Below are 12248 nucleotides of genomic sequence, written 5' to 3'. Positions count from 1 at the left end.
CAATTGAGCCCACCCACCCCTGCATGATATGATTACGAAATCGGCAGACTACCCTTCACCCGGTAGAGGTCTGGAGCTTCTACGCTCCCAGTACCATCCTTCCCCGGCACCGTTTTGAGGCTTCTTTCACTCAGGCGCACGTCCCCGGGAATCTTCTGCGACCTAAGATTGGAGCTCTTCGTCATGGCACAAAAATGCGATCTTTGCGGCAAAGGCCCGCAGTTCGGTAACAACATCTCTCACGCTCACAACACCACCCGTCGTCGTTGGAACGTGAACCTACAGCCCGTCAAAGCCCAGGTCAACGGTGCCAGCCAGCGCATGCGCGTCTGCACCAGCTGCATCAAGACCGGCAAAGTCGTCAAAGGCTAAAGCACCCCGAACTCCAGAAACAGAACGCCCCAGCCGCGTCCTAGCCGGCTGGGGCTTTTCCTGTTTTTCTACAAGAATTACTGCTTCTCAAATCCCAGCGAAGCGCTGTTAATGCAATACCTCAACCCCGTAGGCTTCGGCCCGTCCGGAAACACATGCCCCAGGTGAGCCCCGCAGGTCGCGCACTGCACCTCAACCCGCCTCATCCCGTAAGAATTATCTTCAATCGAAACAATCGCATCCGGCGAAACCGGATTCCAAAAGCTGGGCCAGCCGCTCCCCGACTCAAACTTCGTATCCGAAGTAAACAGCGGCGCATTGCAGCTTCCGCATTGATACACACCGCCCTCATGATTGTTCACCAACGCGCCGGTAAAAGCGCGCTCCGTCCCACCCTCTCGCATCACATGGAACTGCTCCGGAGTCAGCAGCTCGCGCCACTCGGCCTCCGTCTTATGAATCTTCTGTACCTTCGTCGCTTCGGCCATCGCTCAGACCCCCTGTGATCTAACGATTAGATGCCAGGCGGCCCGTTATGTTTCAGGCCGCGCCCTTCGCCAGCACTTCGATCTCCACCAGCGCATCCTTCGGCAAACCAGCCACCGCAACCGTCGACCGTGCCGGCGGAACCACGCCCTCAGGCGCCAGGTACTTGGCGTAAACCTCGTTCATCGCCGCAAAGTCGCCCATCGACTTCAGAAAAACCGTCGTCTTCACCACATGGCTCAGATCCAGCCCGGCCTTCGCCAGCACGGCCTTCACATTCTCCAGCACGCGCACCGTCTGCTCGGTCACTCCACCGGCAACCATCTGCCCAGTAGCCGGATCCAGCCCCACCTGCCCCGACGCATACAACGTATCGCCCACGCGCACAGCCTGGGAGTACGGCCCAATCGCCGCAGGAGCCTCTGTTGTAGAAACTGCAGTCTTCCTCTGATCGCTCATGCCGCTAAGTCTATCTCGTTCCTCACGCAATGAAAACGTCACCGGCAGCGGTCCCGGCAGCAATACCTTCGAAGCCTGTTGCTCGATAAAACTCAATCCATTGATGGATGTTCCGCCGAACGCAGAAACGCTATGCTCCGTCCTATGGCGATCTTGACTGAACCAATCGGCAGCATCCCGCGTCCACCTGCACTGATCGAGGCCACCGTCGCCTTCCAAAATCACCAGATAGACAGCGAGGCCCTTGAACAGGCCCAGGACAAAGCTCTCCGCGAGACGATCCATCGCTTCGAGCAGACCGGATCGCCCATCCTCACCGACGGCGAGCAGACCAAGCCCAGCTTCGCGACCTACCCCCTCTCCGGACTCGATAATCTTGCTCCGGACGGAGTCACCATCCCCTTCGCCGACGGACACACTCGCCAGCTGCCTCGCCTCACCGCAGGCCCCTTCCGCTATGGCGTCCACGCCGCCACTTACACCCAGGCCGCTCGCCGCTACACTCATCTTCCACTCAAGCAGGCGGTCATCTCTGCCTCGGCCTTGAGCCTTCTCTATCCCTCTGCCGGCATCCCGGGATACTCTCGCGAAGAGTTCCTCGCCGATCTCATCGACGAAGCCGCATCCGACATCCGCGGTGCCCTTCAGGCCGGCGCAGACTCAGTTCAGATTGACTTCACCGAAGCCAGGCTCTCTCTCAAGCTCGATCCCTCAGGCAGCCTCCTGCGCACCTTCATTGCCCTCAACAATCAGGTGCTCGAGCGGTTCACCGCAGAGGAACGTCCTCGCATCGGAGTTCACGTCTGCCCCGGAGGCGACCATGACTCCACCCACAGCGCCGACATTGACTACTCAAAGCTGTTGCCGGACCTCTTCCAGTTAAACGTAGGCCGCTTGTATCTGCAAATGGCCAGCGAACCAGATAGAAAACGAATGCTCTCTCTGGTAAGCCAGCTCCTCCAGCCGCATCAGACCGTCTTCATCGGCGTCATCGATCCCATCCACCCAATCGTTGAAACCCCTCTGCAGGTGCGCGATCGCGTCCTCGAAGCTGCCTCCTTCTTCCAACCCGCACAACTTGGGACCACAGATGACTGTGGCTTCGCCCCCTTCGCCGATGACACCTCCACTGCCCGCGAAACAGCCTTCAGAAAGATTCAAGCCCGGGTCGAAGGCACTGCCCTCGCCGCACAGAAACTAGGTCTCTCATAGCCATAGCGGAAATCCATCCTCTTGCTATCCCATGACCCCGTAGAGCCCTTCAATCCCAGGTAAACGGGATAAGACGCAAGGGCTAATTGATTCTTGCGAGACGAAAGCCCAGGCTGGTGAAGCGGTTCAGCGGGCGGTCCCTGACGCGACTGGCCGAGCGGACATTCTCCGGTTCGATCAGCCAGGCCCCGCCGCGGCACGCGTGCAACTCGCAGGCGCCTGCCGTCCAGGCCGATCCGTCTTTCGGCGCCTCGTTGTAGTTTTTGTGATAGCAATCCTCCGTCCATTGCCAGACGTCCCCCAACATGTCGTAGAGGCCAAAACCGTTCGGTTTGAAGCTGCCCACCGGCGAGGTGTACGCGTAGCCATCTCTGCAGTTGTGGATCTCCCAAGTGCTGGCTCCCGCGATCTGATCCCGTGCCGTCTGGTCGGCGACATTCGCGTACTCGCACGCCTGATCGGGATCTTCGCCCCAGAACCGGGAAGAAGTCGTGCCGGCCCGGGTGGCGTACTCCCATTCGGCCTCGCTCGGGAGCCGGTACTGGTGCCCGGTCTTGCGCCCGAGCCACTCGGCATAGGCGTGGATATCGTTCTGATTGACGCAGACGACCGGGTCGCGGTCGGTCTGACGGAACGCTGGATCGCGCCAGTTGCGTCCGTCATGTGACTCCCAATCGTTGGTCTCAAAGGTATAGCAACTGTTGCCCGCGTCATACCCGGTTTCCTTGACGAACGCCGCGAACTCCCCCCGCGTCACGTCGTATTTGGAAAGCGCGAAGCCGGTGATCACCACATCGTGCACCGGGCCTTCGTCGTCATATCGGTCCTTTTCGTTGCTGGGAGAGCCCATCTGGAAGTGCCCGGCGGGGATGTTGACGAAGTCATCGGGCGGTGCCGCTGGTGGGGCGACCGGCAACGCTTCGCCGACCTGCCGATGGACTACAGGCCGCTCCTGCCGAAATGCATACCAAGCCACCAAAACCACCACCGCAACAACTGGAATGGCAACTTTTGCCCACTTCTTCATCTCCCTGACTCCTCCACAAGCATGTGGTGCTTCCCTTTTGCTTTTTGTCATCTTGAGCACCTGGCAGGCGCTCCTCTTCCACAGACAATAACAATAAGAGAGATTTGCAAAATGCATGCTTGCCTCGTAAGAGCTGCAATTTGGAGAAAGGTTACAAGGGGTCTTGCGATCCAATGACCCCGTAGAGCCTTTCAATCCCATGAGAAATCGATAAATATTTCATACTTCTTCCCGCACCCAGTGGAAATCGGTCATATATTGGGTGCGAGGTGAACAACATGGGAATAATGGACATGATTCAGGGTCTCGCAGGCCAGACCGGTGCGGCTGCGGGAACCGATCAGGCAAAGGTAGCTGGCGGCTTCATCGAAGCTCTCACCCAGCATCCTGAGGGAATTCAGGGCGTGCTCGATGCCTTCAAGAACAACGGAATGGCCGAACACGTCAACAACTGGGGCGCCGGCCAGGCAGCCACCGCCACACCCGAGCAGGTTCAGCAGGGTCTCGGCGGAACCGGCCTCATCGAAGCTACCGCAGCCAAGGCCGGCGTCTCGCCGCAGGTCGTGCAGGTAGCCCTCGCCACCGTACTTCCCATGGTCATCCAGCACTTTGCCCCCAACGGGCAGGCTACCCCGACCAGCTCCATGGGCAGCATGGCGCAGAGCCTGCTCAGCAAGTTCGTCTAGGCCGCCGCCTCGCGGGGGCAGATCTGAGGAGCGCCGGGGCCACAGCGCTCACTCCAAACAACATCTAACTACAGTCAGCCACGCTGACCAAGGAGAGCCACGTCATGGCAGATCTCGAAGCTTTGAAGCAGAAGTATGCCGGTGTTATCCAATCCCTGCAGAAGTTCGCCCCCTACGGTGCCACCCTCGATGCCGTCGACCTCGACGGCGAGCAGCTCCACATCAAAGGTTCCGTCCCTTCCCGCGTCATCCTGGAGCGCGTCTGGGACAACATCAAAAAGGCCGATCCCACCTACTCTGATCTCCATCACGAGATCGCAAATACAGGTGGCGACACCCAGCCCTACACCATTAAATCTGGCGATACTCTCTCCGCCATCAGCCTCCTCTTCTATGGCAACGCCAACAAGTATCCCGAGATAGCCAAAGCCAACAACATAGCCAACCCCAACAGCGTCCCCATCGGCACCACGCTCCAGCTTCCCGTCATCACGGCCTAACCACGCAGAACCGGCAGGATGAAAACCCTGTCAAGCCCTCACCTCACCAAAACCAGCGTCAATCCTGGACCTTAGCGTGGCGCATCAATTGAGTGCTCAACGCTATACTGAAAGACGAAGGTAAAAAGAGCCCCGGATATCATCCCGGGGCTCTCGCACGTGAGCCTAACCCTTTTATTTATAATATTTTGCACGTAAGCCAAGCGGAATCAATATTTTACAGACACACCCCTCCGCTAAACCAATGATGAGAAACAGGTTACGCCCAAAATACCCCCCCCCGGGGGAGGGGGGTAGACCGTCAAATAGATACAACGGAGCCCACGGCAACCTGCACTCGGTTACGCCCCTCCGACTTGGCTTGATAGAGCGCCTGATCTGCAGCCTCCACCACCGATGTCGAGACTGAGTCATGATCCAGGGCCTGCGTCGCGCAGCCTATGCTCACCGTCACCACTCCATGCGGATTGCCGGAGTGGGGCAGGTGAAGCATCTCCACCACCAGCCGAATCTGCTCCGCGACCAGTTGGGCGCCGATGCTGTCGGTATTCGGCAGCACCACCACAAATTCTTCCCCCCCGTATCGGGCAAACAGGTCCGAGGCGCGGTGAATCACCTCCTGCGCCGCCACGGCAATCTGCCGCAGGCAGGTGTCACCCAGTACGTGTCCGTACAGATCGTTATATCGCTTGAAGTGGTCGACATCGATCATCAACACGGACAAAAGAGACCCATCGCGCATCGCCCTGCGCCACTCCTGGTCCAGTTTCTCCTCGAACCGCCGCCGGTTCGCAATCCCGGTAAGCCCGTCCGCCATCGCAAGATTCTCAAGCGCCTCTTCCGCCGCCTTGCGTATGGTCACATCACGCACCACGTTCACGAAGCCGATCGGCTCCCACGTCGTCTCGTCGTGATAAAGCCGAATACTCGCCTCCATCCACACATAGCTCCCATCCCTCCGGGCGCACCGGTAGGTCAGCGTATCCACCGGCTTGCCCTCACGGCAAGCCTGCATCAACTCCTCTACCTCGGAGACGTCGTCGGGATGAACGATCTGCACCGGGGTATGCCCCACCAACTCCGCCGGCTCCCACCCCAGCACAGTAGTCACCGCAGGCGAAACATAGCGCCGCTCGCCGGAAAGGTCGGCCAGTACGATCACATCGTTCGAAGCCTCTGCCAAAAGTCGAAACAGGGTCTCGCTGGCCTTGAGGTTCGATTGCAACCGTTCGCGCTCCGCAGTCATCACCTCAATCACGTAGAGAGATAGCATCGACACAGCGACGAAGAACTGCACCAGCAGATCGCGTGAGGTCGCAGAAGATCCGCGCACCATCGCGACCGGGCCATGACCCTGGATAGTCAGGTATCCTCCGACGATCGAGACAATCAGCAGCCCCATCGCAGAGCCCGCAAGTCGAAGGCGAACACCGAGCAGCAGCAGAACCGGAAGCACTAGGAACAGAAAGGGGAACCGCGTCTGCCAGAACACGCCAAACGCGGTGACGCTTAGCAGCGCGGTAAGGCCGATCACCTCCAACCGCGAGCGTCCGGCAAAGTGGCTCCGCTCTCGGAACGACAGGTAGAGTGGAATCATCACCGCCATACCCAGAGCGTCGGCCGTGAACCAGTGCTTGAAGGAGGTAAATAACGGCATTCCCGCAGCGCTGCTGGTATTGAGCTGTGCCAGCATCGAGGCGACAGCCGGGGCCAGGATGACTCCATACAGCAGCAGGCTCACCAACTGCCTGCGCTGGGTCAGATCCGGCTTGGGCGAGATGATCCGGTAAAGGAAGACCGCCGCAAGGATAACCTCCAGCATGTTGCAGCAGGCCAGGTATGCGGAAGTCCAGACCGCAAAGGTCAGCGCAATATTGACGCTCACATCGACCGCGTAGCCGACTGCAAGAAAGGCAGCCCAGTGCCGCCGCCGTGCAGTAAGCAGAACTCCCACCAGCAGGCCATTCGCTGGCCACAGGATAGTGACCCCACCCTGCCCCCAGCTGTGGAGGTTGAGCAGCAGCGCAGCACTATCCAGACACGTCAGGGCTATCGCTACCATTGCCAGACGACGCAGCAATGGCATGCCACCTTCTATATTTTCATCAATTCTCATAAGCCAGCCCGGAGAAACTCTATCGGTAAACGCACCGTTCCGCTTGATAACTCACATCGAACTCCTAGTATGCTCCTTCGTCAAGGGCGAATTGATCCGCCTAAAACTTTGAACCACCCTATCCAACTAATGGTGAGGACATCAGTTAGTATTTGCCGCGGCTGAATCCAGTTCTCCCGCGAAGTAACTCTCCCGGAATCGTATCCGCGCATCCGGATAATCGGGAATCTTCACACGGATCCTGTGCATTCCAGAAGCTGGCTCTCCGTTAGCTTCAGCGTGGGGCTGAAAGCTCAACAGGTAATAGTTATGCACGTGGTTCGAGAGCAGATGAAGCCCTTCGTCGAAGCCTCTTTGCGTAGTGAAGTTGACGTATTCTCCGCCGGACAAGGCAGCCAGCTCATGCGCTGCATTCTTCTTCAGAGCGTTGACCGCCATCACCAACAGGCCGAGCGGTCCGCTTCCGCCGCCATACTTCAGATCACTCATCACCTCTGTCTTTCCTGGGCCAAACGCTACCGCGTCGACGACGGTGTTCGTCCGTCCAAGCGCTGCCACAACCTCGGCAGGCTTGGCGGTGCTGCCATGGTCGCGGGTCTCGCTGATCAGCAGGATGGCGTGGCGATAGTGATTCTGGCGGGCTTCGAGCAGCTTCGTGGCATAGGCTACGGCGTCCAGCGTGGAGGCCTCCGGATCGTCGCACGGCTCTAGTTGGGCGAGCGCGTGGCTCATGGCGTCGACGCTGTTGGAGAACTTGCCGAGCAGCAGGGGGGCGGAGCCGTAGGTGACGATGGCGACCTCGCGCGGAGCATCCCCGGCGATGCCATCGATCATGGAGCCCAGGCCACCCAACTTGGGGTATTCATAGCCGGAGGCACGGCTGCACTGGACGACGACTACGAGGGAGAGTCCGAGGGAGTCGGTGTCTTCATCGACGTGGACGGTCTGCGGAACTCCATTGTCTTCAACGACGAACTGCTCCGGTTTGAGCTCATAGATCACATCGCCGTGCTTGGTTTGGACGGTAGTGGGAACCAGGACGACGTTGGACTGGGTTTTGAGGGTGTAGCTCTGGTCGTCCGGTGGGACGGGAGACTGGGACAAAACCGGGAGGGTGCCGCAGAGCAGGAGGACCGGCAGAAGAATCCGCATGTCTGAAAGTCTAACCGGAAAGAAATTCACTGTTCCCGTTGCAAAAAAAGTGGTTCGTGGTGAGATGGTGGTTTTAATTGGGGTTTTTGCATTTTCAGGGTGTTTTGTGGTGGTGAAATGATGGTGTGAGCGTGGTGGATTGCATGGCTAGCGTGGTTCCTTAGCCGTCACTCTTTCGCAGTCGAAAGATACGCCACATTTTTGAACTTTATTTTTGGACCTCGAAGTGCGCAGGCTATTTTCCGTCCTCTGCGCGGCAGAGTGTGATGCTGCCTCCTGCGCTACTTCTTCCAGGTTTGCTCATCTAAGCTAGAGTCCGAAGGCAGCAGTCCAGAACGCCAATTGACCGAAAGTTGACCTGATGAATCCGAGCTCCGCTGTTGCGCCCTCCCTCGAAAGCACTTCTTCTCTCACGTATCCCCATGCTCGCAAGGTTGGGCAGACCGATGATTACTTCGGGGTAGCTGTCAGTGATCCGTATCGCTGGATGGAGGATGTGGACTCGGCCGAGTTGAAGACGTGGGTGGACGCCGAGAATGAGTTGACGCAGAGTTACCTCTCGCAGGTTCCTGAGCGGAAGTCGATGCAGCGACGATTGATGGAGCTGATCAACTTTGAGCGGTACACCGCTCCTGCCAGACGGGGCACGAGGTACTTCTACTCGCATAACAGTGGGTTGCAGAATCAGAACGTCCTTTACTGGCAGGAGGGGCTGGACGGTGAAGCAAAGGTTCTACTCGACCCGAACACTCTGTCGACCGATGGCACGGTTGCAATCAGCGGCATCAGCATTACCGACGATGGATCGCTGGCGGCGTACTCGATTGCGGATGCAGGGAGCGACTGGGTGAAGTGGCATGTGCGCGACGTGACGACGGGCAAGGATCTGCCGGATATCGTGGAGTGGTCGAAGTTCAGCGGCGCGGCGTGGCTGAAGGATGGCAGCGGCTTCTTCTACCAGGGCTACGACGCGCCTGAGGCTGAGGCTCTGAAAGCAGCGAACTACTTTCACAAGATTTTCTTCCACACACTTGGTACGCCACAGAGTGAAGACAAGCTCATCTTCGATCGGCCAGACGACAAGGAGTTGAATCTTGGCGCACAGGTAACCGATGATGGCCGCTACCTTGTGATTCACCAGTCCAAGGGCACGAGCCCGAATAACGAAGTCGCGATCAAAGATCTTCAACATCCTGAATCGACGATCGTGCGGCTTATTGATCTTGCGGACGCGACGTACGCTCCGATCAACAATGAGGGCACTTTGTTCTGGCTGCTCACTACGGTTGATGCGCCCAACGGCAAGATCATCGCTATCGATCTGAATCATCCAGAACGTGAGCATTGGAAGACGGTGATCCCGGAGAGCGCGAACAAGCTCAGCGATATTTCGATCATCGACAACACCTTTATCGCGAACTACCTTGCTGATGCGCAGAGCCTCGTAGAGCTTCGGAGCCTCGACGGGCAGTTGATCGAGCAACTGAAGCTACCTGCGATTGGCACGGCGTATGGCTTTGGGGGGCTGCGCGAGGATACCGAAACCTTCTACCAGTTCACCAACTTCACGACGCCGGGTACGATCTACCGGTTGAATATGAAGACGCAGCAGTCGACGTTATTCCGGCAGCCGCAGCTGTTGTTCGATCCGGCACTCTACGAGACGACGCAGATTTTTTACGGAAGTAAAGACGGCACGCGCGTGCCGATGTTCATAAGCCATAAGAAGGGCATGATGCTCGATGGTTCTGCGCCGACTCTGCTGTATGCGTATGGAGGTTTTAACGTGCCGCTGATGCCGGAGTTCTCTTCCTCGCATGTGATGTGGATGGAGATGGGTGGCATCTACGCGCAGCCGAGCCTTCGCGGCGGCGGAGAGTATGGCGAGGCGTGGCATGAGGCTGGAACACGACTGAACAAGCAGAACGTCTTCGACGATTTCATCGCGGCGGCGGAGTGGCTGATCGCGAATAAGTACACGTCCGCGAAGAAGCTTGCGATCTCCGGCGGAAGCAACGGCGGGTTGCTGGTGGCAGCGTGTGAGCTGCAGCGGCCCGATCTTTTTGGCGCAGTGATTGCGCAGGTGGGCGTGATGGATATGCTGCGCTTCGACAAGTTCACGATCGGCTGGGCGTGGAAGGAAGAGTACGGATCGCCTTCGGAGAACGCGGAGGAGTTTGCTGCGATCTACAAGTATTCGCCGCTGCACAACATCAAGAAGGGTGGCAGCTATCCTGCGACTCTCATTACGACTGGCGATCACGACGACCGTGTGTACCCGGCGCACAGCTTCAAGTACACGGCGGCTCTGCAGGAGGCGCAGGCTGGTACAGAGCCGATACTGATTCGCGTGGAGACACGGGCTGGGCATGGTGCTGGAATGCCGCTCAGCAAGAGGATTGAAGCGACTGTGGATCAGTATGCATTTCTGGTGAGGGAGTTACGAGACGGGATGCTCGGCGAATAATAACCACTTGCGCAATACATCTTCAGGCACGCGGCGGGAAGATCTTAAAGATCCTCCTGCCTTTTCGCCGATACTGAACTCTCCCGCATTCGTTGTATATCCAACTGCCCCGCCTTGTGATGATTCCGCGGAGAAAATGAATCCGGGAAGATCGCCGGCGCGTCCTATAAACAACGTAGAAAGGTTGCCTTTATGAAGCTGAAACTGTCTATCGGTTTACTGTTGGCACTGGCTCCTGTGTTCGCTTCGGCGACACCCAAGCCGCCTACAGCCCACCTGCGGCCGCAGCAGTACCACGACCGTTCTCCTAAAGCTCACATCCAGCATTCGTTTGTGCATCACGCCTAAAACGCGCGTTTCAGTTGGCGCTCGCGCTTAGATCGAACCGACCTTCGACTCCCGCGCCTTCCTGATAAACGCAGCAAGTTTTTCGGGACTCTTTTTGCCCGGCTCCGACTCCACACCACTTGCAACATCTACTCCCCAGGGCTTCAGCCCATGGATGGCCTCTGCTACGTTTTCGTGGCGGAGGCCGCCAGCCACTATCAACTTGAGCTGAGGCGCAGCGTGTGCCAACGCGGTGCCGGCTGTGTGCCAGTCGAACGAGACACCCGTGCCACCCAGCGCCGCACCTACCTTTGAGTCGATCAGCACCCGATCCACCAATCCCTCCTGCGCGATCTCGCGAAGCTGTGCAGCTACCACTGCTGCGCTTGCGCCATCCTCATCGACCGACCAGTGAACGGCCTGGATCATTTTGACCTGCCCGGCGAAGAGCTTGTGGAGGCGACGCATGAGAGCGAGATCGACGCCTCCGTGAAGCTGCACCGTGTCAAGGCCAGCTTCGTGGGCGCCGCGCGCGATCTCATAGGCGTCGAGCGCATGGAAGACGCCTACGCGCTCTACAGTGGCCGGAAGATGCGGCGTGATCTTTGCGACTTCAGCGGAGGTGACACGGCGGGTGCTGGGCGCAAAGACGAAGCCGATGGCGTCGGCTCCCAGCTCAGCGGCCAGTTGTGCATCTTCGAGGTTGGTGTTGGCGCAGATTTTAATCCACATGGCTTATTTCAGATTGAAACGAGTGCTTCTGACTGCGTAGAGATGAACCACAGCGACAAGAATTCTTCTCCTTCGGCTACGTCAGGGCAAGGACGACAACAGCTACTACCAGCTAGTTGATTAGATGTCGGAGGAGTACTCGCGATCCAGGAGGGTTGCGAGCGCGGCTGCGGGGTCGGGTTGACGCATCAGGGTCTCACCGATGAGGAAGGCATCGTATCCGGCGGAACGCAGGCTGGCGATGTCCTCGGCAGTGCGAATGCCGCTTTCGGCGACCTTGACAGCGTTCTTCGGCAACGATGCGGCAAGCTCGAATAGAACCTCTGTGCGGACGGAAAAGGTGCGTAGATCGCGGCTGTTGACGCCGATGAGATCGAAACCGAGAGCGATGGCGCGATTCATCTCTTCGCGGTCGTGGGTTTCGCAGAGCACGTCGAGGCCGACGGAGTGAGCCTCGTCGCGCAGATCGCTGAGGGTGGCGTCGGTGTGCGCAGAGACGATGAGAAGGATGGCGTCCGCCCCATAGGCGCGGGCCTCGAGGATCTGAAATGGATCGAGGATAAAGTCTTTGCGGAGGCAGGGAATTTTTACGACGTTTGAAGCCTGCTGCAGATAGGCTAAAGAACCCTGAAAAAACTCTTCGTCGGTGAGGATGGAAAGAGCTGCGGCACCGGAGGACTCAAAGGTTTTGGCGAGAGTGGCGGGATAGAAG

Annotated in this window: 14 protein-coding genes; 7 read left to right on the top strand and 7 right to left on the bottom strand. The window is 58.2% G+C overall.

Features of this window, described 5'->3' with window-relative positions; translation table 11 throughout:
* Positions 1-183 precede the first annotated feature (183 nt).
* On the top strand, positions 184-372 hold the full coding sequence (gene rpmB / locus GSQ94_RS14055; protein WP_158944499.1) for a 50S ribosomal protein L28: 189 nt from the start codon (positions 184-186) through the stop codon (positions 370-372).
* 77 nt (positions 373-449) lie between these two features.
* Here the strand turns inward: rpmB and msrB are convergent, their stop codons facing one another.
* The gene (msrB, locus tag GSQ94_RS14050; protein WP_158944498.1) at positions 450-860 is read right to left on the bottom strand and encodes a peptide-methionine (R)-S-oxide reductase MsrB; all 411 of its coding nucleotides are present in this window, start codon (positions 858-860) and stop codon (positions 450-452) included.
* A 52-nt stretch (positions 861-912) separates the two neighbouring features.
* Positions 913-1317, bottom strand: coding sequence for a RidA family protein (locus GSQ94_RS14045; protein ID WP_158944789.1), 405 nt, complete (start codon positions 1315-1317; stop codon positions 913-915).
* 132 nt (positions 1318-1449) lie between these two features.
* Here GSQ94_RS14045 and GSQ94_RS14040 point away from each other — a divergent pair, with 132 nt between their 5' ends.
* Positions 1450-2529 carry a cobalamin-independent methionine synthase II family protein gene (locus tag GSQ94_RS14040; RefSeq protein ID WP_254063872.1) on the top strand — a complete coding sequence of 360 codons (1080 nt, stop codon included), beginning with the start codon at positions 1450-1452 and terminating at the stop codon, positions 2527-2529.
* Between the two features lie 82 nt (positions 2530-2611).
* Here GSQ94_RS14040 and GSQ94_RS14035 read toward each other — a convergent pair whose 3' ends face one another.
* On the bottom strand, positions 2612-3556 hold the full coding sequence (locus GSQ94_RS14035) for a formylglycine-generating enzyme family protein (RefSeq protein WP_158944497.1): 945 nt from the start codon (positions 3554-3556) through the stop codon (positions 2612-2614).
* A 278-nt stretch (positions 3557-3834) separates the two neighbouring features.
* Here GSQ94_RS14035 and GSQ94_RS14030 point away from each other — a divergent pair, with 278 nt between their 5' ends.
* Together GSQ94_RS14030 and GSQ94_RS14025 are read left to right on the top strand one after the other, a co-directional pair.
* A complete protein-coding gene (locus GSQ94_RS14030) occupies positions 3835-4242 on the top strand; it encodes a YidB family protein (RefSeq protein ID WP_158944496.1) in 408 nt (135 codons plus the stop codon).
* A gap of 104 nt (positions 4243-4346) precedes the next feature.
* Positions 4347-4742: a LysM peptidoglycan-binding domain-containing protein gene (locus GSQ94_RS14025; protein ID WP_158944495.1), complete on the top strand. Its 396-nt coding sequence runs from the start codon at positions 4347-4349 to the stop codon at positions 4740-4742.
* A 301-nt stretch (positions 4743-5043) separates the two neighbouring features.
* Here GSQ94_RS14025 and GSQ94_RS14020 read toward each other — a convergent pair whose 3' ends face one another.
* On the bottom strand, positions 5044-6828 hold the full coding sequence (locus tag GSQ94_RS14020; protein WP_158944494.1) for a diguanylate cyclase: 1785 nt from the start codon (positions 6826-6828) through the stop codon (positions 5044-5046).
* Between the two features lie 171 nt (positions 6829-6999).
* Positions 7000-8010, bottom strand: coding sequence for a VWA domain-containing protein (locus GSQ94_RS14015; RefSeq protein WP_158944493.1), 1011 nt, complete (start codon positions 8008-8010; stop codon positions 7000-7002).
* Here GSQ94_RS14015 and GSQ94_RS21675 point away from each other — a divergent pair.
* The 3 genes from GSQ94_RS21675 to GSQ94_RS14005 all read left to right on the top strand — a co-directional run bounded on the left by GSQ94_RS21675 (position 8009) and on the right by GSQ94_RS14005 (position 10825).
* A complete protein-coding gene (locus GSQ94_RS21675) occupies positions 8009-8131 on the top strand; it encodes a hypothetical protein (RefSeq protein ID WP_256369976.1) in 123 nt (40 codons plus the stop codon). The genes GSQ94_RS14015 and GSQ94_RS21675 overlap by 2 nt on opposite strands.
* 240 nt (positions 8132-8371) lie before the next feature.
* On the top strand, positions 8372-10477 hold the full coding sequence (locus GSQ94_RS14010; RefSeq protein WP_158944492.1) for a prolyl oligopeptidase family protein: 2106 nt from the start codon (positions 8372-8374) through the stop codon (positions 10475-10477).
* Between the two features lie 192 nt (positions 10478-10669).
* Entirely contained in the window at positions 10670-10825 is a 156-nt protein-coding gene (locus GSQ94_RS14005; protein WP_158944491.1) for a hypothetical protein, read from the top strand.
* Between the two features lie 27 nt (positions 10826-10852).
* Here GSQ94_RS14005 and GSQ94_RS14000 read toward each other — a convergent pair whose 3' ends face one another.
* Both GSQ94_RS14000 and GSQ94_RS13995 read right to left on the bottom strand, forming a co-directional pair.
* A complete protein-coding gene (locus tag GSQ94_RS14000) occupies positions 10853-11536 on the bottom strand; it encodes a phosphoribosylanthranilate isomerase (protein WP_158944490.1) in 684 nt (227 codons plus the stop codon).
* A gap of 120 nt (positions 11537-11656) precedes the next feature.
* On the bottom strand, positions 11657-12248 hold a 592-nt coding region (locus GSQ94_RS13995), incomplete at its 5' end, for an indole-3-glycerol-phosphate synthase (protein ID WP_158944489.1).

Source organism: Granulicella sp. S190 (assembly GCF_009766095.1).
Taxonomy (GTDB): domain Bacteria; phylum Acidobacteriota; class Terriglobia; order Terriglobales; family Acidobacteriaceae; genus Edaphobacter.
The sequence above is the reverse complement of the archived record's forward strand: the minus strand, read 5'-3'. Positions and strand labels throughout refer to the sequence as shown.